Consider the following 19,456-nt stretch of genomic DNA (forward strand, 5'->3'; position numbering starts at 1 on the left):
CTCCCGGTCCGCCACGCCCCCAGTCCAGTTCGTCTGGACTGGGGGCATGGTGTTTCGAGGGGCCTACACCAAAGACTGGAAGAGCCCAAAGACCACGCGCTTCCCTGCGATAGTTTTCTGGAATTTCCGGCGTATTGGGCCGGGAATACCGAATTGAGATCAATGGAATATCCAAAGACCATGAATCGCCGCAAGCTACTCACCCTGGTACCCGCCGCCGGCGCGGCTCTGAGCCTCCCATCCACCGCCAAACCGATTCCTTCGGGAGCCCTTCTTCCCTCGGGCTTCGCTATTGCGGTGCAATGCTGGTCGTTCAAGGAGTTCACTCTCTTTGAAGCCATCGAGATGTCCGCGGCAGCCGGTGCCACAGCCGTCGAGATTTTTCCCGGCCAAACCGTCGGTGGCGTCTTTGGTAAGGCGAAGGTCGAGCCTGCGATGCCCGATGATCAGCTGGACGCCATCCTCGAGCATTGCAAGCAGCACGGAATCACACCGGTCAACTACGGCGTCACCAAGGTGCCGAAAGACGAAGGAGAGGCCCGCCTCATCTTCAACTTTGCGAAGACGCTCGGTCTCTACGGCATCACGACTGAGTCACTGGAAGCCCTCGACACCCTCGAGAAACTCGCCAAGGAGTTCGACCTCAAGGTCTGCTTCCACAACCACCCCAAACCCACCAAGCTCTGGAACCCTGACAAGATCTGGAAAGCCATCGAAGGTCGTGACGAACGCATCGGCTACTGCGCCGACATCGGCCACTGGGCGACCTCCGGTCTGGTTCCTCTCGAGGTGATCAGGAAGATCGCTCCGCGGGTCCACGCCTTCCACATGAAGGATCGGGCCGAGATCGGCAAATGGACCCACGACCGGCCTTTCGGAACCGGGATCATCGACAATATCGCGATCCTCGATGAGGTTCGAAAACATGGCTTTGCCGGCAACGTCTCGATCGAATACGAGCACAATTGGAAGCATTCCCAGCCCGAGATTGCCCAGTGTGCCGGCTACCTCCGAGCCTACGGAAAAATGCGTGCCTGATCAGGCGACATCCTCTTCCCAGAGCCGTGACCTGAGGGCTTCACCCGCTGCTCTGGCTTCAGCCTCCTTCTTGCTCTTGCCCCGACCGACGGCGAGGGTGATTCCGCGCCACACGACTTGGGCTTGAAACACCTTGCGGTGGTCCGGTCCCGTTTCGCTGAGAATCTGATACTCGGGCGGCTCCGGCTGGATGGCCTGCAGACATTCTTGAAGCTCGCCTTTGGGATTCCGCTCCTCGGGACTTCCCGCCAGCGCTTCGATCTCGGTCTGAAACAAGCGCAGGACGAGCTCACGGGCCTTGTCAAACCCGGTATCCAGATAGACCGCTCCGATGAGGGCTTCAAAGGCGTCGGCCAGCGTCGAAACACGCCGTCTGCCACCCGTCGCCTCCTCCCCTTTTCCGAGCAGCACGTAGGATCCGAGGTCAATCGCCAGGGCAAATCGCGCCAGCGCCCTGCGGGAAACCAATCTCGAACGCAGCTTGGTCAGCTTGCCTTCCGGAAAGTCGGGAAACATCTTGAACAGATCCTCAGTCAGGATCAGCTGCAGCACCGCATCGCCCAGAAACTCAAGTCGCTGGTTGTCAAAATGGGGCCTCTGGGACTCGTAGGCCAAGCTCGGGTGGGTCATTGCCTCTGCAAGCAAGAGCGAATTACGAAACTTATAATCGAGGCGGCTTTCGAGACTTTCCATGGCGACGGTCGGACCGGAGACCGCCTCTTCTACCCGGAAGCGCTGTGCTCCCCGACGAAAAAAGGTGGGGTGACCGACGGGGCTTGAACCCGCGACAACCGGAATCACAATCCGGGGCTCTACCAACTGAGCTACGGCCACCGTTACCGGAGGCGGGGAGATCTAAGCCGCGAACTTCCGTTTGCAAAGCGAAAAATGATGTCTCGGGGCCGACAAATACTTCACCCTCGGGAGGTGGACGATGAACCTCTCCCCATCCCGATCACCCCGGAACTCGACTTGCACACTTTCCGCCCTTCCGAGATTGGCGAACTGCTGCCGGAATACTTCTCCGAATGCCTCAAGGAAGGCATCCATACGGTGCGCGTCATCCATGGCAAGGGCACCGGTGCCTTGCGCGAAGGCGTTCATGCCTTACTCGGCCGGCTCCCCGAAGTGCTCGATTTCCAGTACCCCGCAGGAGCATCTTCCGGCGGCTGGGGCGCTACTTGGGTGCGTCTGCGCGTGCCAGAATCCACAGAAGATCCGACAGACGGTTAAAATAGAGCCGCACCGACTCCGGCACCGATTCGCCCTCCTCGTGCAATTGCCAGACCCGGCGTTCCGCACGCCGCGCCACGCCTCGCGCCACATCCAGCCCCGCCCGGGCCAGGGAATGCTCGACTCCAGGTCTCGCCCATCCGGTAGACCGTATTCCGCGCTCTTCATACTTCCGAGCCGTTGACTCCAGCCAACCCACATCCTCATCGGTCACCTTCGCGTAGCCCTTTTCATCATACCGAGCGGAATCCTCCGGCAGAAAGGCAAGCTGCCCCATCAAGCCGACCAGCTTCTCCTGAACCTGATCCACCACCGCTTCAACTTCCTCAGCCAGTCCGGATGCCCGAGCCAGACCGAGCGCAGCATTCAACTCATCCACCGCTCCCAAGGCCTCCACCCGCAATCCCGTCTTCGGTGCACGCTTGCCAAAAAGAAGATCGGTTTCACCTGTATCTCCCCGCCCTGTGATAATGCTCATGCTTGAAGTCTTAACGCCTAAACCTAAAAGGTCCAATATCGGGATCAACGCAAGACCCGACAATTCGGACTTTTAGTCTTTCCGACCCTGAGACCTTCGGACTTGTTTGATCCATGAAACTCGCCCGGCTCAACAAGGGACCTGAAATCTTTCACACCATTCAGGGTGAGGGCGTTTCGGCCGGGCTGCCCGCAACCTTCATCCGCGCCTCCCGCTGCAACCTCCACTGCCGCTGGTGCGACACGGACTATACATGGAACTTCGAAGGGACCCCCTGGACTCATGATTTCGATGCCCAAGCGAACTACCGGAAGTATCGTAAATCAGAGGTCACCATCGAGCTCGATCCAGCCCAGATCGCAGAACACGTCCTTAAATACCCAACTCGGCGTGTCGTCCTCACCGGTGGTGAACCTCTTCTCCAACAGCAAGGCTGGATCGAACTTATCCAACTGCTCCGCCAGACCGATCCGGCCTTTTTTTTCGAAGTCGAAACCAACGCTACCCGCATGCCCTCCGCGGAATTTTCAGACGCGGTCAATCAATTCAACGTTTCGCCGAAACTTGCCAACTCCGGCATGGACGAGGCGATCCGTATCATGCCCGATGTCCTCCAGCATCTCGCGACCAACCCGAAGGCCTGGTTCAAATTCGTTGCCACCAGCAGCGCCGACCTTGAAGAGATCGAGTTGCTCGCCAAGCGCTTTGCCTTACCTCCCGGGCGAGTTCTCCTGATGCCCGAAGGCCGCACCTCGGCAGAACTCGATCGCCACGGCTCGAAGCTCGCCGCTGCAGCCCTCGCCCGCGGATGGCGCTACTGCGACCGGCTTCATGTCCGCCTCTGGGGCGACAAGCGGGGTGTTTGAAAGGAGAAGAACCTGCGCAACTTTCCGCTGGCAAGCGGGTTTCTCCCGACGAACAGTCCATTCCAAGCATGAAACGCGACCACGACTCCAACCCCGATCCATGGGAAAAGGATCCCGTTTGGGATTTGCTCCGGCAAAGTCCCAGCGTCAAGTCGAGTCCCTCGTTCACTGACAACGTCGTCCGCGCCGCCCGTCTGGAACCCAGGGCTCAGCCTTGGTGGAAGAGATTTGCGCTGCCCATGGCCGTGGGTGGGCTCACGACTGCGGCCACCGCTGCCATTGCCATCCTCTTGCTGGTTCAACAACCAGAAGACGATGTTCCGGTCGTGGATAGCAACCCAGCGGAAGCTTCATCGCTTGAGGCCATGGACGAGATCCTTCGTACTGAAGCCTTAGTCGTTGCCGCCGAAAATCCAGCGGATTTCAGTGATGCTGAGTTGGTGGCCTTGATCACCTATTGAGGCTCAAATCCAGCCCCCCATGATCGCGTAGCAGGTCATCTTTTTGTCGACCTAACGCCCGCAATCCCTTATTCTAACGGGGACTTAGCGATTTTGCACCAATGGTCGCCCCGACCAGCTAGGTGTTGATCCCGGCGCAGGCCTCTGCTAAAGGCCCCGGCGTCATCCCCCACCCCCTCCCTAAAGAAAATGAACATCACTATCATTGGAACCGGCTACGTCGGACTTACCAGCGGCACCTGCTTTGCGGAAGTCGGTCACCATGTCACCTGCGTCGACAACAATCCCGAGAAGATCGAAACGCTCCTCAGGGGCGAGATCCCGATCTACGAACCGGGACTTGCCGAACTTGTGAAGCAGAACGTCGCCGCAGGGCGCCTGAAATTCACCACCTCCACCGAGGAAGGTGTTAACAACGGAGATATCATCTTCATCGCCGTTCCCACCCCTCCGCAGACCGACGGCTCCGTCGACCTCTCCTTCATTGAAAAGGTTGCCCGCGAAATCGCCCAGTGCCTCACGCCCGATCTCGGCTACCGCGTGATTGTCGATAAATCAACCGTGCCCGTGAAGACCGGCGACAAGGTCGAGCAAACCGTCCGCCGTTACGCACCTGAAGGCGTCGAGTTCGGCGTTGTTTCCAACCCCGAATTCCTGCGCGAAGGCTGCGCGGTCGACGACCTTCTCAATCCTGACCGGATCGTGATCGGCTCGAACGACGAAAAGGCCCTCGGTTACATGCAGAAGCTCTATGAGCCATTCGTCGCTCCCGTGCTTGTCACCGACATCAACTCCGCCGAGTTGATCAAGCACGCTGCCAACTCGTTCCTCGCCCTCAAGATCTCCTACATCAACGCTGTCGCCAACATCTGCGAAGCCGCGGGTGCCGACGTCGAGAAGGTCGCCGAAGGCATCGGCATGGACAAGCGCATCGGTCGCCAGTTCCTCAACGCTGGCCTGGGTTACGGTGGTTCCTGCTTCCCGAAGGACATCAAGGCCTTCATCCACATCTCCGAAACCCTCGGCCAGCCCTTCGGCTTGCTCAAGGAAGTCGAGCGTATCAACTTCGACCAACTCGATCGTTTCCTCGGTAAGATCCGCGAAAAACTTTGGGTCTTCCGCGAGAAGAAGATCGCCCTCTGGGGACTCGCCTTCAAACAAAACACCGACGACGTCCGCGAGTCGGTCGCCATCAAACTCGCTCAGGTCATTCTTGCCGAAGGAGCCACCGTAGTCGCCACCGACCCCGAGGGTATCCCAACCGCCAAGCGCTTCGGTAACCTCGAAGGTGACATCAGCTACACCGAAGACATGTATGCCGCCCTTGATGGAGCCGACTGCCTGATCATCGGCACCGAGTGGCCCCAGTTCGCCAAGGCCGACCTTTCGGAAGTGGCCAAGCGTCTCCGCACGCCGCTCGTCTTCGATGGCCGGAACCTCCTCGATCCGGATGACGTCAAGGCCGCTGGTCTCGAGTACTACTCGATCGGTCGTCCCTCGATCGGGATCTGACTCGCTCGTTGATCATTCCCTAGCCTCCATCGCCCTACGGTGATGGAGGCGTTTCTGTGGGAAGCGCCAGCAAGCGCCCCTTCCGATCCTAAGTTCTTCCGCCTCTCGACCACTCCCTGAGCCGACCCAAAGCGGCCTCAAATCGCCTGTGGATTGAGTTCCTCTCGAATCGATTCGGGATTGAAATTCAATGCAAGCACTCCAATACTCCTTCCGACATGATCAAGAATTCACTACTTCTCGCCCTCATTGCCTTCGCATCGGGAACCGTTCTTTCCTCCTGCAACACCACTGCCGGCTTTGGCGAAGACCTCCAGAAAGTCGGGTCGAAGCTGGAAACCAAGGCCGATGACACCGGCGGAACCGGGACCAACTGATTCAACCTGGAATTCGCCTTATCAACGGGCCGGGACGGAGACTCTCCGAACCCGGCCCTTTTTTACCTGCATGTCCAAATCCCCACGCCGCGCCGCCGTCTCGATCCTCCGTGCATGGGAAAAGGGTCATGTCTATGCCGATGGCCTGATCGAACGTCACGCCTCGCGCAATGAACTTTCATCCTCCGACCGGGGTCTGCTCAATGCCATCGTTCTCGGCGTGCTGCGCCATCGACGACTGCTCGATCACTGGATCGGCAAGCTGAGAAAAGGGAAGCTCGATCACGAAACACGCGACATCCTCCGGGTGGGTCTCTGCCAGCTGCTGATTCTCAACCTGCCGGACCATGCCGCCGTCTTCGAAACCGTCGAGCTTGGCAAGTCACGCAGCCGCGGACTGATCAATGCGGTGATGCGCCGTGCCGCCGGATCGAGGGAGAAACTACTAGATATCTCGGAGCTACCTCCCGCCGTCGCATTCTCCCACCCCGACTGGCTCTACAACCGCTGGAAGAAGGCTTTCAGTAAGGAAGCCGTCATCGACCTGATGGCTTTCAACAACGCTCCTGCCCCCACCATTGCCCGGGTCAACCCCCTCGCTGAACATCTCGAGGTCCCATCATCTGATTCCGAGATCGAACTGCCACCCGGCTACTTTGAAATCGATGGGAAGATCCCAGCCGATCTGCTTGCCAAGGGGCAGATCTACATCACCGATCTCGCCACTCGCCACTGCGTCGAACTCCTCGATCCGAAACCGGGAGAACAGATTCTCGATGCCTGCGCCGCACCGGGTGGCAAAGCCTTTCTCATCGCCGCCGCCCAAGGATCGGGAAGAGACCTAACCTGCACCGATTCGAACGAAAAGCGCCTCCCCCGTCTCGAACAAAACCTCGAGCGTCTGCGGATCACGGGTCGCGCCATCGAAGTCCATGACTGGACCCATCCCGCACCAAGCAAGTGGCACGGAGCCTTCGATGGCATCCTTTTGGATGTTCCCTGCTCGAATACCGGAGTCTTCCGCCGCCGAGTCGACGTCCGCTGGCGCCTCCAACCGGAAGACATCACTCGCCTGACCAAGACTCAAACCTCCATCCTTGAGAACGCCCTGCCCTGCCTCAAGCCCGGCGGACGAATCGTCTATTCCACCTGCTCGATCGAAGCCGAAGAGAACGACGCACTGATCGCCTCGTTTCTAGCCGTCCATCCCGATCTACGATTGGAGAAGCAGCACCACGCCCTTCCTCAGACGGACGGCACCGACGGAGCCTACGCGGCTTTGCTTGTCAGAAGCGCCTGATCACGAAACACTCCCTCCCATGAAGTCCTGCTTCGGTATGCTGATCGCCCTGATTGTCCTGATCGCCGTCATCGGGTCGGCTGCAGGGATCTGGTATCTCAGCAACACCGCTGAGTTCGAGCGGAAGGAAGCAACGGCGAGGTAGAGACGACCGCCATGGGAGGTGCGACGCCCCCGTCCCACACAGGGTGGGGATCTTCCACCTTTACAGATCTCACTGCCGGATCACGGCTCTTCCCCAGGTGCCATGAGGGCGTGCCACCTCCCAGCAAAAAGCCCGCCACCTCTTTCGAAGTGACGGGCTCTGTGAATTGAAGTCAATGCTTACTCAGCAGCAGCCGGCTCGGCGGATCCTTCCGCTTCTGCAGCTTCCGCCTTCTGGTCCCGGAGCCATGCACGACGGCTCATCTTGACCCGGCCCTTTTCGTCGACGCCGACGCACTTGGCGGTGATCATCTCACCCTTCTTGACGACATCCTCGGGATGCTCGGTGCGGCCTTCGGCCAACTCCGAGACGTGGACGAGGCCGTCCTTGCCAGGCAGCACTTCCATGAAGGCACCGAAGTTGGTGATCGAAACCACCTTGCCGGTGTAAACCTTGCCAACCTCGATCTCCTGGAACATGCGATCGATGAGCTCCTTGGCGCGGTTGAGGCCTTCTTCCTTGGAAGCATAAATGTGCACGGTGCCGTCGTCCTCAATATTGAGTTCGGCGCCGGACTCAGCCTGGATACCTTTGATGTTCTTGCCGCCAGGGCCAATCAATTCGCCAATGCGATCCGCTGGGATCTTGACGGAAACGATGCGTGGTGCGTGAGCGCTCAGTGGCTGTGCCTCGGAGACACACTCGTTCATCTTGGCGATCACGGCGGTGCGGCCCGTCTTCGCAAGGCGGATGCCCTCCTCAAGGATCGAAAGCGGCAAGCCAGGAAGCTTGAGGTCGAGCTGGAAGCCCGTGACCCCATCATCGGTGCCGCAAAGCTTGAAGTCCATGTCACCGTAGAAGTCTTCCGATCCAATGATGTCGAGCAGCACCTTGTGCGCCTTCATCGTGCCGTCTTCATTCCAATCAACGACGAGACCCGTCGAGATACCACCGACAGGTGCCTTGAGTGGCACACCGGCGCAGAGCAGCGAAAGCGTGCCGGCACAAACGGTTGCCATCGAAGTTGAACCATTCGATTCGAATACTTCGGAAGAAACCCGCATGGAGTAGGGGAAATCCTCTTCGTCGGGGATCACTGGGGCGATCGAACGCTCAGCGAGGGCACCGTGACCGATTTCGCGGCGGTTGATCCCACCCATCCGACCACACTCACCCACCGAAAATGGAGGGAAGTTGTAGTGAAGGAAGAAACGCTTGTTGTCCTCACCACCGGCGTAGTTGTCGAAGAATTGCTTCTCGTCAGCAGGAGCCAGGGTGCAGATGCCCATGGCCTGAGTTTCGCCACGGGCGAAAATCGCGGAGCCATGAACGCGTGGAAGGGAATCCTTCTCGGCGAACAGCGGACGAAGCTCTTCGATCTGACGACCGTCGGCACGGATGCCCTTCTCCATGATTGCGATGCGGAACGCCTTCTTCTGGATGTATTCGAAGACCTGCTCGATTTCGAAGTCGGTCGTTTCAGGATACTTCTCCTTGATCGCGGCTTCGACTTCGTCACGCAGGGCGCCGACCTTCTTGCCACGCTCAACCTTGGAAGCGGCGTAGATGGCGTCCTCGATGCGGTCACCAGCGATGGCGTATCCGACTTCAAGGAGTTCTTCCTTGGCGACGGTCACCTTGTATTCCCGCTTCGGCTTGCCAGCGAGGCGGACGAGTTCTTCCTGAGCTTCGACCAGCTTGGTCACGCTCTCTTGAGCGAAGTAGAGGGCCTTGATGAAGTCATCCTCCGGGAGCTGATCAGCAGCACCTTCGATCATGATCACGTCCTGCTTGTTGCCGACGTAAACGAGATCGAGGTCGCTTTCCTCGCGCTCATCGAAGGTTGGGTTGACGACAAACTCGCCGTCGACACGACCCACGCGCACGGCACCGATGGGGCCGGCGAAAGGAATGTCAGAGATCGAAAGAGCGGCCGAAGCGCCGTTCATCGCAAGGATGTCCGAATCGTTCACCTGGTCTGCGGAGAGCAGCAGGGCGACGATCTGGGTTTCGTAGAGATAGCCTTTCGGGAAAAGCGGACGCAGTGGGCGGTCCGTCATGCGACAGGTCAGGATTTCCTTCTCGGTCGGACGTCCTTCGCGCTTGAAGTAGCCACCGGGGAATTGACCGGCAGCGGATGCCTTCTCCTTGTATTCGACGGAAAGCGGGAACCATGTCTGGCCCTCGCGGACTTTGGTTTGGGAAACGGCGGTCACCAGAATAACGGTTTCGCCGGAGGACATCACCACAGCACCGTCAGCGAGCTTGGCAAGCTTTCCGGTTTCAAAGGTGATGGGGTTTGAGCCAACCTGGCTCGTAACGGTGTGGATGTTCATTGTCGTGTATTACGTTCTTCAATTGCCCCACCAACTCGGTGGAGACTACGGATGGTTCGGACAGCCCGGAAAAAGGTTGAGGGTCCGTCCACGGAGAGCTGGCAATTGGAAGTCCAGCCCACCGCATTCAAACGAAACGGCCACGGAAATGTCCGTGGCCGAATCGAGGGAAAGTGTCTAGCGACGAAGGTTGAGGCCCTTGATCAGCTTCTGGTAGCGCTCTTCGGATTTGCTCCGGGTGTAATCGAGAAGCTTGCGGCGCTGGGCGACGAGTTTGAGAAGCCCGCGGCGCGACGAAACGTCCTTCTTGTGAATGCCTAAATGGGCGGTCAGGTGAAGGATGCGCTGGCTCAGCAGTGCAACCTGATAGTCAGAACTGCCGGTGTCGGTTTCATGGACCTTGAAGTCCGCGGGATTGATGGTGCTTTCGCTCATGTATTTGGTCTGTTCAGTCCAGCCACCTTAGCCGGTCTGCCCTTGCTCGGGACCGCGGAAGAAAGCGGATTCCGGCCGAATTGCAAGGAGAATCCGGCTCAGAACGCCGGAATGCCGCCGGGTGACCGCAACGGTGCATTTGGGGAAGAACATCCAATATCCAGCAAGGAATTTTCAATGATCAAGGCTCTGACCTCAACGGGATGGCCGCTCATCGCCCACCACTTGGAATTTGATCATTCCTTGCTGATTATTGGAAATTCCCTCCCTCACCTTTTCACGGCCGCTCCAGCAGCAAATAGAGCACATTGTCCACAAATGCCGGGTCCGCGGTCATCCCAACGTGGTCGGTAAAGACAAAATGGGCCCCCGTCCACTTGATCGGCCCTCTCATCGGCGATCCAGCTTCCCCAGCAGTCCTCATGTCCCTCATCACGGACTTCCGGGTCACCGTACCATCTCCCGCAATCCAGTCGATCAACTCCATCTTCCCGTCCGCCTGAACCTGAATCCGACTCGCCGTCGAAACGGCATCGCCGACAAATGCAAAAAGCTCCACTCCGTCGGGCAATGCCACCGGCAGGTTCATTGCCCGATGAAACGACCTGGCATTCTCCAGCATTTTCTTCAATTGGTCCCTTGCCCGACTCCGGCGCGCCGCCGGATCACCCACGTCCGGCATCAGTTTGGCAAGCACCTCATCCTGCTCAGGATTCATCAAACCCCAGCCCCGACGCTCCCACTCGTCCACATTGTAGTAGTCGATCGCGACACTGTGTTGATCGATCAAAGCCCCATCTCCACCCGGCGGCAGCAACTCGTAGGCCGAGGGCATCGTCCCAATCACCGCCGGTTTTATCGTCGGCAGAAGTGGCGAGAGCTTCAGGCCCTTCTCAAGATTCTCGAAAGCATAAACCGAACCTCCATTCGGAGTTCCCACCAAAATCAGTTTCTCCACCCGATTTGCTCCCGCCCAAGTCACTGGCATCCTGCCGTCTGCACTGAGCTGACGACCGCCATACATCAGATGGTATCGCGCCACCAATCCCCCCATCGAGTGAGCAATCACATCGAACTTCACTTTCTTGGTGATCCCATATCGTCGTTTCCTCTCCCGTTCGACATAGCGCGCCTTCTCTTCGATGAACTGATCAAGCTTTGCTGCATTCTCAGCATTCGACCGGCGCCAATCGTAAGCGAATTGAAAGCAGGTGAAATGCTCATCGCCATACTCCACGCCACCCGTTTCGATATGAGCCGGATCGATATAACCGCCTGCCCCGAAAGCCGCCAGCATCCGCGAGTAGGCCTTGAAGTGAAAATTGAAACCCAAGGAAACATGAAGTTCCTCCAGCGCCCCATCGGGCCTGACATCATCCCTGGGCCAGCCACTCGCAGAAACAGGCAAAGCCATCGACCTCATCCCGTCCGCCGAGCGGTGATCGATCCCACCCGGACCGAACACTCCCCAGACCACATTCCCTTGGGCATCGACTAGTTTCGAACCCATCACACCGGGAACCACGATGATCGGATTGCGGTCAACGTGGATCCTCTGCGCGGTCGGATTGTAGATTTCACCCAAAGCTGGCCTCGGATCCCGAGGCATGCAGCCCGGCAGAATCGTCATCACGACGACGATTAAAAGGCGGCTCGGAACATTCTTCAGGAATTCGCGCATCACGGAGTTCGGATCACAAGGTTGCGGATCTCGCTCATGTCTTCCATGGCAAACTTCACACCCTCCCGTCCGAGACCACTATCCTTCACCCCTCCGTAGGGCATGTTGTCGACCCGCCACGAGGGCACATCGCCAATCACGACGCCGCCAACGTCGAGCCGATCCCACGCATCAAGCATCTTGTAAAGATCACGGGTGAAAATCCCAGCTTGGAGGCCGAAGTCGCTGTTGTTCGCCTGATCCAGAGCCTCGCCGAAGTCCGAAAACCTCGAAATCACCGCTACCGGCCCGAAAGCCTCTTCCCGACAGATCTTCATATCGGCTGGCACATTTTCCAACAGCGTCGCCTCAAGCATCGCACCGTTCCGCTTTCCACCGCACAAAATCCCCGCACCCGCGTCCTTGGCTTCCTTGATCCATTCATCCAGACGTTCTGCTTCCTTCTCGGAAATCATTGGCCCGATGAAGGTGTCCTCGTTCTTCGGATCACCGGACTTCAATTTCACGGTCGCGGCCACAAGCCTGCTACGAAAGTCCTCGTAGATCGAGTCATGCACCATGATCCGCTGCACGCCGATGCAGCTTTGCCCGCTTTGATAAAACGCACCGATGATGATCCGTTCAACCGCATCTTCGAGATCGGCATCCGCATCGACGACACAGGCTGCGTTTCCTCCCAGCTCCAAAATCACCTTCTTCTTTCCTGCCTTGGACTTCAAATCCCAGCCGACTCCGGGAGAACCCGTGAAACTAAGCAACTTCAGCCGCTCATCAGTGGTGAAAAGTTCGGCCCCCTCTCGCCGACAGGGAAGAATCGAAAACGCCCCTTTCGGAAGATCCGTTTCCGCCAGCACCTCACCAATCAACAAAGCCCCAATCGGCGTAAGGCTCGCCGGTTTCAGGACAAAGGGACATCCGACCGCAATGGCCGGAGCCACCTTGTGCGCCGCGAGATTGAGCGGAAAGTTGAAGGGCGAAATGAACGAACAAGGGCCGATCGGCACCCGTTTCCACATCCCGCGATAGCCCTTCGCCCTCGCCGAGATCTCGAGATTCTGCACTTCACCACTGATCCTTACCGATTCCTCACTCGCAATGCGGAAGGTGTCGATCAAGCGAGCAACCTCACCGCGGCTATCCCTGATCGGCTTCCCCGCCTCAATGCAGAGCGCCTGAGCCAGTTCATCCTTTCGCTCGGTAAAGCGTTTCACGCAATGATCGAGCACCGCCTGCCGTTCGTATGCGGGCATCGACGCCATCGCACCAGCGGCCTCAACGGCGGCACCGATCGCCTCATCAATCGCCGCCTCGTCGGCCAGCGCTACACGTGTCGCCGGCTCACCGCTGAACTTGTCAGTGACGACCAAATCCTCATTCGGTTGCCGCGCCTCGTTGGCGAGATAGTAGGGATAGGTTTCGAGAATCATGATGCATCAGGCTACACTTGCTTGCTCCTTGCGGGAAGTTCCTGATTCAGAATCCGGTCATTCTCCGAATAATCCACCGGCAGATCGATCAGATGCACGCCTCCTTGATCCAGACACTGGCTGATTAGTGGCTTAAGTTCGTTGGAACCCGTAACTCGATGACCTTTCGCTCCGTAGGCTTCCGCATATTTGCAAAAGCATGGATTCCCAAAGTCCAGTCCGTAGTTGGCGAAGCCCATGTGGGCTTGCTTCCACTTGATCATGCCGTAAGCGCTGTCGTTCAGGATCAGAATCACGAGATCCTGCTTGAGCCGCACCGCGGTCTCCAGCTCCTGCGAATTCATCATGAATCCCCCATCGCCACAGATCGCAACAACCTTGCGTTCAGGATAGACGATCTTCGCAGCCATCGCCGATGGCAGGCCCGCCCCCATCGTCGCCAAGGCATTATCCAACAAGACGGTGTTCGGCAGCCTCGCTGGGTAGTTTCTGGCGAACCAAATCTTATAGATACCATTGTCCAGCGCGATCATGCCATCGTCCGGCATCACCTCCCGAACAAGCTTCACCAGCCGCCTTGGATCCATCGGGAAGCGAGGATCGTCGCCTCCCTCAGCCACGTGAGCATTCATCGCCTCCTTTACCTTCATGAAGTAGCTGAAGTCCCAATGACTCTGGGTTTTCACGTGCTGATTGAGCTGCCAGATACTATGCGCGATATCACCCACCATTTCGACCTGCGGAAAATAGACCGGATCGACCTTCGCGGAGCTGAAATTCACATGAATCACCTTGCGCTTCCCCTCCTTCATGAAGAAGGGCGGCTTCTCGATCACATCATGGCCGACGTTGATGATCAGGTCGGCCTGCTCCACCGCCCGATGCACGAAGTCGCCGGCTGAAAGCGTGGCATTGCCGAGAAACAGGGGATGGGTCTCGTCGACGACTCCCTTGCCCATCTGAGTCGTGATGAAGGGAATCCCCTTCTCATCGACAAAAGTCCGGAGCTGCTTCGCCGTCAGCTTGCGGTTCGCTCCCGCTCCGAGGATCAGCAATGGATGACGGGCCTCCTGGATCAAATCGACCGCCACCTTGACCGACTTTTCCTCAACCGTCGGTCGCCGCGCCTGACTCGCCTTCAAAGGCATGGAATCAGTATCCTCTGCCGCGATATCTTCCGGTAGCTCCAGATGCACCGCTCCAGGCCGTTCCTCTTCCGCCAAGCGAAAGGCCTCCCTGACCCGCGAGGGAATATTGTCACCACTGACGATCTGCTCGGTGTATTTCGTGATCGGACCCATCATGTCGACCACGTCGATGATCTGGAATTGGCCCTGCTTGCTTCGCTTGATCGGCTTTTGACCCGTGATCATCATCATCGGCATGCCTCCGAGCTGAGCATAGGCCGCCGCGGTGACCAGATTCGTCGCCCCGGGACCCAACGTCGACATGCACACTCCCGCCCTGCCCGTGAGTCTTCCGTAGGTCGCTGCCATGAAACCTGCCGCCTGCTCATGTCGAGTCAGGATCAACTTGATCGACGACCTTGAAAGCGAGTCCAACAGATCGAGATTCTCCTCACCAGGAATCCCGAAAACATACTCGACGCCTTCGTTCTCCAGCGCCTTCACCATTAAATCCGATGCCTTCATACAATCTGTTTGGTTAAACGGCTCCATACGCGAGCATCGCCTCCGCAACCTTGACGAAGCCACCGACATTCGCGCCCTTCACATAGTTGACTCCATCTTTTCCCTCGCCGAACTCCACGCACTTGTTGTGGATGTTGCGCATCGTATCCTTGAGTCCTTCATCGACCTTCTCGCGACTCCACGAGAGCCGCTCCGCATTCTGAGTCTGCTCGAACCCTGACACCGCCACACCCCCGGCATTCGCCGCCTTCGATGGACCATAGAGAATCCCCGCGTCCACAAAAGCATGCGCCCCCTCAAGCTCTGTCGGCATATTCGCTCCCTCGCAGACCGCCTTCACTCCGTTTTTCAGCAACTCCCTCGCCTCTTCGGGACTGATCTCATTCTGCGTGGCACAGGGCATCGCCACATCGACCGGGACCGACCAAGGCCGCTCCCCTTCGTGGTAGCTTGCGTTTTTGAAGCGTTCGACATACTTCGAAATCCGCTCTCTCTTGCCTTCCTTGAGCTCCTTCACGAAGGCGAGCTTCTCGGCATCGATTCCATCGGGGTCGTGGATGAAGCCACCACTGTCGGACATGGTCACGATCTTCGCCCCCAGTTCGATACCTTTTTCAACCGCGTAGATGGCCACATTACCCGAACCAGACACCGCCACGGTCTTGCCCTCGATCAAATCCCCACGATTCCCGAACATATTGTCGCAGAAATACATGCACCCATAGCCCGTTGCCTCCTTCCTGATTTCACTCCCTCCGAAGGCCAGACCCTTGCCGGTGAGGACGCCAGTATGGCGGTTCTCAAGCCGTTTATATTGACCGTAGAGGTAGCTGATCTCACGCGGCCCGACACCGATATCTCCCGCCGGAACATCCGTGTGTTCGCCAATATGTCGGTGAAGCTCCGTCATCATCGATTGGCAGAAACGCATCACCTCGCGATCACTCTTACCCTTGGGATTAAAATTCGATCCCCCTTTGCCTCCACCCATCGGCAGACCAGTCAGGCTGTTCTTAAAGGTCTGCTCGAAGCCGAGGAACTTGAGAACACTCTGATTGACTGAGGGATGGAAACGCAGACCGCCCTTGTAGGGGCCGATCGCATTGTTGAACTGCACCCGCCACGCACGGTTCGCACGGATCTCCCCATCATCGGTCTCCCAGGTGACACGGAAAATCACGATTCGATCCGGCTCGGTCATCCGTTCAAGGATCTGAGCCCGACAGTATTCCTCCCTGTCCCGAACGTAAGGCATCACGCTCTCCACAACCTCCTTCACCGCCTGGTGAAACTCAGGCTCGCCCGGATTGCGTTTGATCAGGCCACTCATGAAGGCATCCACATCTTTACACGTATCTTTGCTCATCGATTCAATTGGGGTTCGGGTTCGTTAGGCTCGTCACAAGTTGGGACGTGACACAAGGTCAGAGAAAATGGGTGCCCCGGCATTCCAATTCGGAGACGGAGATCCCACAACCCGAGTCTCCATTCGACTCGCCAGCTCGCTAATTCAAGTAAGAAAGCGGGCACCCGGCCTCCCGAGCACCCGCTTCCTGGTTCGATGGCAAGCCCCCCGATTACTTCACCATCGCCATCTTCTTCCATTCCGCGTCCGCCTTGGAGATATGGCCTTCCGTTCCCTTGGAGAAGAGCTCGCCAACCTCCGGGCTCTTGTTCAGGAACAAACGACCATCCACCACCTTGAACACGGTGGGATCAGATTCGAACTTCTTGCCAAGCGAGATGCCGTACGCGCACCACCCGTCGTAAGCCGGAAGATATTTTGCCGGCTCTTTCTCAAACGCCGATACCGCCTCATTATTGACGAAGAGGTAGGTTTTCCCTTCGTGCTCGACAGCATACTCCTTCTTTCCTTCGACAGCCTTGCCCGCAGCAATATAACAGACAGGGCAGTAGCCATCCAGTTCCGGCTTTTTCATTTCCTCCGACTGGGCGGTGAGCGCCGTGAAGACGAATGCGAGGACAGCGGCGAATTTCTTTACGATTTTCATAGTAATATTTCTATTTGCTGAGTCGAACAACCACAGGCCGGTCAACTGCTTTCCCCTTTGAGCAAGTCGACACTTGAGATATTCCACCTGATCTCCCGAATTCGTGGATTTGCTTTAATGACGGGAAAGCGGGGAATAGATCCTACCAATTCTACTTCTTTAGGGAGTCCGGGAAGTGCGTGCTGTGCAACTTGAGGCAGAAATCGTAGATCCCGACGTCTCAATTTTTTCTCCATCATGTCGAACCCCATCTCCCGCTATACCCACTGGCTCCACACGCAATGGCCAGCGGGCAGGGTGGAAAAATCTCCCGCCGTCAATGATGACGGCACCTGCAATATTCCGGGTATCCGAATTGTCGGCGATCTCACCGGGGTCCCACTGCTAAAGTTTTCGGCTGACACCGGCGCACGTGCCGTCGAAGCCATTCTTGCCGAAAGCAATTTCCGGACGAGTAAGCCGGACGACGAGACCCTCGACTTGGCCATTATCGGTGCCGGAGTCTCTGGCATCTCCGCAGCGATTGAGGCGAAGAAGGCCGGGCTAAACTTCAAGATCTACGAATCCGCGGAGTCCTTCTCCACGATCAGGAATTTCCCGCGCAAGAAGCCGATCTACGCCTACCCCACCGAAATGGTTCCCGCTGGTGAGATGCGCTTCAAGTCGGAGGTCAAGGAGGCGCTGCTCGATGAACTCGAAGAGCAACAGCAGCAGCATGGGATCGAGACGACCCAAGCAGCAATCCAGAAGCTTTCCCGCACCGGCGGATTGATCCATTTGCACGTCAAGGACGGCACGATCAAGGCCAGGCGTGTGATTGTCGCCATCGGCCGCACCGGAAATTTCCGCAAACTCAACGTGCCCGGAGAAGGACTCGACAAGGTCTCCAACCGACTCATCGATGCCTCGAAGTTCGGCGGCAAGCGTGTGCTCGTCGTCGGGGGCGGCGATTCGGCGATGGAAGCTGCCATTTCCCTCGCCGAGGAAGGCGCCAAGGTCGACCTCTCCTATCGCAAGAATGAGTTCGCCCGCCCCAAGGCCGAGAACATCGAAAAACTCAAGCAGCTCGAAAGCGATGGAAAGCTGACCCTGCACATGGGCACCAATATTCAGGACATCGATGACAAGGAAGTCACGATCTGCGGCGAAAGTGGCTGTGACACGGTGATTCCCAACGACTACGTCTTCACCCTGATCGGCCGCGAGGCCCCGCTCGACTTCTTCCGCAAGTCGGGCATCCATGTCACCGGTGACACCAGCCCGAAGTGGTGGTTGGGCCTCGGGCTCTTCATGCTGCTGATGACCTTCCTCTATCACCTGAAGGGCTACGTCGACTTCCTCGGCCTGAAGGACAGTAACCTCTGGCCGATCTTTCAGCGAAACGATTGGTTCCCCTTCAACATCCCGGTGATTGGCGGGGAGAACGGACTCCTCAGCACCACGCTGAAGACGGCATCGAGCGATCCCGGCTTCCTGTTTGCGGTGCTCTACACCGCGCTCATCGTCGTCTTCGGCATCCGTCGTGTCAGAAGACGCAAGACTCCCTACGTCAAACTCCAAACCACGACGCTCGCCGCGTTCCAGATCATCCCGCTCTTCCTGCTTCCCTACGTCATCTTTCCCTGGATGGGTGCCAACGGTGCCTTCACCAACGGCGGCATCGGCGAGTGGTTCGGCATGACCTTCCTCTCGAATGGCCCCGGCACCGAACCCACCCAATACTGGCGCGCCTTCGGCTTCATCCTCGCCTGGCCGCTCTTCATTTATAACATCTTTACCGAAGCGCCGCTCTGGGGCTGGCTGATCCTCGGCTTCATCCAGACCTTCGTGATCATCCCGCTGATCGTCTGGCGTTGGGGAAAAGGCGCCTATTGCGGCTGGATCTGCTCCTGCGGTGCGATGGCCGAAACCCTCGGCGACCAGCATCGCCACAAAATGCCGCATGGCCCGAAGTGGAACAAAGTCAACATGATCGGACAGATCATCCTGCTGCTCGCCTTGCTGCTGCTCGCCCTTCGCGTCGGTGGCTGGCTGCTCCCGGATTCCGGACTCGGAAAACTCGCCGCCAACCTGACCGACAAGAACTCCGTCTTCTCCTACAAATACATCATCGATCTCTGGATCGCCGGGGCGATCGGCTACGGCCTCTACTTCCACTTCTCCGGCCGCGCCTGGTGCCGCTTCGCCTGCCCGCTCGCCGCATTGATGCACATCTACGCGCGCTTCACCCGCTTCCGGATCTTTGCCGACAAGGACAAATGCATTTCCTGCAACGTCTGCACCTCCGTCTGCCACCAGGGCATCGACGTCATGGCCTTCGCCAACAAGGGCAAGCCGATGGAAGATCCCGAGTGCGTGCGCTGCTCCGCCTGCGTGCAAAGCTGCCCGACCGGCGTGCTTGAGTTCGGCCGCTTCGACAAAAATCAGAAGCCCGTCTTTGACACCCTCCCCGCCTCCCTGGTCCAGCTTGCCGAACGGCGCAAAAAATAGAGGAGCGTGGGCC

Annotated in this window: 18 protein-coding genes and 1 tRNA gene; 9 read left to right on the forward strand and 10 right to left on the reverse strand. The window is 57.9% G+C overall.

Going from position 1 to position 19,456, the window contains the following annotated elements; translation table 11 throughout:
• Window positions 1-180 precede the first annotated feature (180 nt).
• The gene (locus WBG04_RS06820) at window positions 181-1,038 is read left to right on the forward strand and encodes a sugar phosphate isomerase/epimerase family protein (RefSeq protein ID WP_424313634.1); all 858 of its coding nucleotides are present in this window, start codon (window positions 181-183) and stop codon (window positions 1,036-1,038) included.
• On the opposite strand, the gene rnc is transcribed toward WBG04_RS06820, so the two are convergent.
• Window positions 1,039-1,731 carry a ribonuclease III gene (gene rnc, locus WBG04_RS06825; protein WP_424313635.1) on the reverse strand — a complete coding sequence of 231 codons (693 nt, stop codon included), beginning with the start codon at window positions 1,729-1,731 and terminating at the stop codon, window positions 1,039-1,041. It lies immediately after the preceding gene.
• A 65-nt stretch (window positions 1,732-1,796) separates the two neighbouring features.
• Window positions 1,797-1,872: transfer RNA gene (locus WBG04_RS06830), tRNA-His, on the reverse strand.
• Window positions 1,873-1,965: 93 nt separating this feature from the next.
• Here WBG04_RS06830 and WBG04_RS06835 point away from each other — a divergent pair.
• Window positions 1,966-2,271: a Smr/MutS family protein gene (locus tag WBG04_RS06835; protein ID WP_424313636.1), complete on the forward strand. Its 306-nt coding sequence runs from the start codon at window positions 1,966-1,968 to the stop codon at window positions 2,269-2,271.
• On the opposite strand, the gene WBG04_RS06840 is transcribed toward WBG04_RS06835, so the two are convergent.
• A complete protein-coding gene (locus WBG04_RS06840; protein ID WP_424313637.1) occupies window positions 2,216-2,749 on the reverse strand; it encodes a cob(I)yrinic acid a,c-diamide adenosyltransferase in 534 nt (177 codons plus the stop codon). The genes WBG04_RS06835 and WBG04_RS06840 overlap by 56 nt on opposite strands.
• 113 nt (window positions 2,750-2,862) lie before the next feature.
• On the opposite strand from WBG04_RS06840, the gene WBG04_RS06845 reads away from it, so the two are divergent.
• The 6 genes from WBG04_RS06845 (at window position 2,863) to WBG04_RS06870 (ending at window position 7,410) form a co-directional block, all read left to right on the forward strand.
• Window positions 2,863-3,615, forward strand: a complete 753-nt coding sequence (locus tag WBG04_RS06845; RefSeq protein WP_424313638.1) for a 7-carboxy-7-deazaguanine synthase QueE — start codon at window positions 2,863-2,865, stop codon at window positions 3,613-3,615.
• A gap of 68 nt (window positions 3,616-3,683) precedes the next feature.
• Window positions 3,684-4,076, forward strand: a complete 393-nt coding sequence (locus WBG04_RS06850) for a hypothetical protein (protein ID WP_424313639.1) — start codon at window positions 3,684-3,686, stop codon at window positions 4,074-4,076.
• Between the two features lie 189 nt (window positions 4,077-4,265).
• Window positions 4,266-5,588, forward strand: coding sequence for a UDP-glucose dehydrogenase family protein (locus WBG04_RS06855; protein ID WP_424313640.1), 1,323 nt, complete (start codon window positions 4,266-4,268; stop codon window positions 5,586-5,588).
• A gap of 218 nt (window positions 5,589-5,806) precedes the next feature.
• Entirely contained in the window at window positions 5,807-5,965 is a 159-nt protein-coding gene (locus tag WBG04_RS06860; protein WP_424313641.1) for an entericidin A/B family lipoprotein, read from the forward strand.
• 70 nt (window positions 5,966-6,035) lie between these two features.
• Complete coding sequence (locus WBG04_RS06865; RefSeq protein WP_424313642.1) at window positions 6,036-7,265, forward strand: RsmB/NOP family class I SAM-dependent RNA methyltransferase; 1,230 nt, start codon at window positions 6,036-6,038, stop codon at window positions 7,263-7,265.
• Window positions 7,266-7,284: 19 nt separating this feature from the next.
• Window positions 7,285-7,410, forward strand: a complete 126-nt coding sequence (locus tag WBG04_RS06870) for a hypothetical protein (protein WP_424313643.1) — start codon at window positions 7,285-7,287, stop codon at window positions 7,408-7,410.
• Between the two features lie 179 nt (window positions 7,411-7,589).
• On the opposite strand, the gene WBG04_RS06875 is transcribed toward WBG04_RS06870, so the two are convergent.
• The 7 genes from WBG04_RS06875 to WBG04_RS06905 all read right to left on the reverse strand — a co-directional run bounded on the left by WBG04_RS06875 (window position 7,590) and on the right by WBG04_RS06905 (window position 16,953).
• Window positions 7,590-9,746, reverse strand: coding sequence for a polyribonucleotide nucleotidyltransferase (locus tag WBG04_RS06875; protein ID WP_424313644.1), 2,157 nt, complete (start codon window positions 9,744-9,746; stop codon window positions 7,590-7,592).
• 177 nt (window positions 9,747-9,923) lie between these two features.
• A complete protein-coding gene (gene rpsO / locus WBG04_RS06880) occupies window positions 9,924-10,181 on the reverse strand; it encodes a 30S ribosomal protein S15 (protein WP_424313646.1) in 258 nt (85 codons plus the stop codon).
• A 277-nt stretch (window positions 10,182-10,458) separates the two neighbouring features.
• Window positions 10,459-11,862: an esterase/lipase family protein gene (locus tag WBG04_RS06885; protein ID WP_424313647.1), complete on the reverse strand. Its 1,404-nt coding sequence runs from the start codon at window positions 11,860-11,862 to the stop codon at window positions 10,459-10,461.
• Window positions 11,862-13,289 (reverse strand): aldehyde dehydrogenase family protein, encoded by a 1,428-nt coding sequence (locus WBG04_RS06890; RefSeq protein WP_424313648.1) that lies wholly within the window; start codon window positions 13,287-13,289, stop codon window positions 11,862-11,864. The genes WBG04_RS06885 and WBG04_RS06890 overlap by 1 nt, the downstream gene beginning before the upstream one ends.
• Window positions 13,290-13,300: 11 nt before the next feature.
• Window positions 13,301-14,941 carry an acetolactate synthase large subunit gene (locus WBG04_RS06895; protein ID WP_424313649.1) on the reverse strand — a complete coding sequence of 547 codons (1,641 nt, stop codon included), beginning with the start codon at window positions 14,939-14,941 and terminating at the stop codon, window positions 13,301-13,303.
• Between the two features lie 13 nt (window positions 14,942-14,954).
• Complete coding sequence (gene gdhA, locus WBG04_RS06900) at window positions 14,955-16,307, reverse strand: NADP-specific glutamate dehydrogenase (RefSeq protein WP_424313650.1); 1,353 nt, start codon at window positions 16,305-16,307, stop codon at window positions 14,955-14,957.
• 211 nt (window positions 16,308-16,518) lie between these two features.
• Window positions 16,519-16,953 carry a YHS domain-containing (seleno)protein gene (locus WBG04_RS06905; RefSeq protein ID WP_424313651.1) on the reverse strand — a complete coding sequence of 145 codons (435 nt, stop codon included), beginning with the start codon at window positions 16,951-16,953 and terminating at the stop codon, window positions 16,519-16,521.
• A 237-nt stretch (window positions 16,954-17,190) separates the two neighbouring features.
• Here WBG04_RS06905 and WBG04_RS06910 point away from each other — a divergent pair, with 237 nt between their 5' ends.
• Window positions 17,191-19,443, forward strand: coding sequence for an NAD(P)-binding domain-containing protein (locus tag WBG04_RS06910; protein ID WP_424313652.1), 2,253 nt, complete (start codon window positions 17,191-17,193; stop codon window positions 19,441-19,443).
• The last annotated feature ends 13 nt before the right edge of the window (window positions 19,444-19,456 follow it).

The sequence above is a fragment of the Haloferula sp. genome (assembly GCF_049672945.1).
GTDB lineage: Bacteria > Verrucomicrobiota > Verrucomicrobiia > Verrucomicrobiales > Akkermansiaceae > Haloferula.

Excerpts from the sequence above, each read along its gene's own strand:
- WBG04_RS06820 (WP_424313634.1), top strand. The coding sequence starts at position 181 with ATGAATCGCCGCAAGCTACTCACCCTGGTACCCGCCGCCGGCGCGGCT.
- rnc (WP_424313635.1), bottom strand. The coding sequence starts at position 1,731 with ATGGAAAGTCTCGAAAGCCGCCTCGATTATAAGTTTCGTAATTCGCTC.
- WBG04_RS06840 (WP_424313637.1), bottom strand. The coding sequence starts at position 2,749 with ATGAGCATTATCACAGGGCGGGGAGATACAGGTGAAACCGATCTTCTT.
- WBG04_RS06845 (WP_424313638.1), top strand. The coding sequence starts at position 2,863 with ATGAAACTCGCCCGGCTCAACAAGGGACCTGAAATCTTTCACACCATT.
- WBG04_RS06850 (WP_424313639.1), top strand. The coding sequence starts at position 3,684 with ATGAAACGCGACCACGACTCCAACCCCGATCCATGGGAAAAGGATCCC.
- WBG04_RS06855 (WP_424313640.1), top strand. The coding sequence starts at position 4,266 with ATGAACATCACTATCATTGGAACCGGCTACGTCGGACTTACCAGCGGC.
- WBG04_RS06860 (WP_424313641.1), top strand. The coding sequence starts at position 5,807 with ATGATCAAGAATTCACTACTTCTCGCCCTCATTGCCTTCGCATCGGGA.
- WBG04_RS06865 (WP_424313642.1), top strand. The coding sequence starts at position 6,036 with ATGTCCAAATCCCCACGCCGCGCCGCCGTCTCGATCCTCCGTGCATGG.
- WBG04_RS06870 (WP_424313643.1), top strand. The coding sequence starts at position 7,285 with ATGAAGTCCTGCTTCGGTATGCTGATCGCCCTGATTGTCCTGATCGCC.
- WBG04_RS06875 (WP_424313644.1), bottom strand. The coding sequence starts at position 9,746 with ATGAACATCCACACCGTTACGAGCCAGGTTGGCTCAAACCCCATCACC.
- rpsO (WP_424313646.1), bottom strand. The coding sequence starts at position 10,181 with ATGAGCGAAAGCACCATCAATCCCGCGGACTTCAAGGTCCATGAAACC.
- WBG04_RS06885 (WP_424313647.1), bottom strand. The coding sequence starts at position 11,862 with ATGCGCGAATTCCTGAAGAATGTTCCGAGCCGCCTTTTAATCGTCGTC.
- WBG04_RS06890 (WP_424313648.1), bottom strand. The coding sequence starts at position 13,289 with ATGATTCTCGAAACCTATCCCTACTATCTCGCCAACGAGGCGCGGCAA.
- WBG04_RS06895 (WP_424313649.1), bottom strand. The coding sequence starts at position 14,941 with ATGAAGGCATCGGATTTAATGGTGAAGGCGCTGGAGAACGAAGGCGTC.
- gdhA (WP_424313650.1), bottom strand. The coding sequence starts at position 16,307 with ATGAGCAAAGATACGTGTAAAGATGTGGATGCCTTCATGAGTGGCCTG.
- WBG04_RS06905 (WP_424313651.1), bottom strand. The coding sequence starts at position 16,953 with ATGAAAATCGTAAAGAAATTCGCCGCTGTCCTCGCATTCGTCTTCACG.
- WBG04_RS06910 (WP_424313652.1), top strand. The coding sequence starts at position 17,191 with ATGTCGAACCCCATCTCCCGCTATACCCACTGGCTCCACACGCAATGG.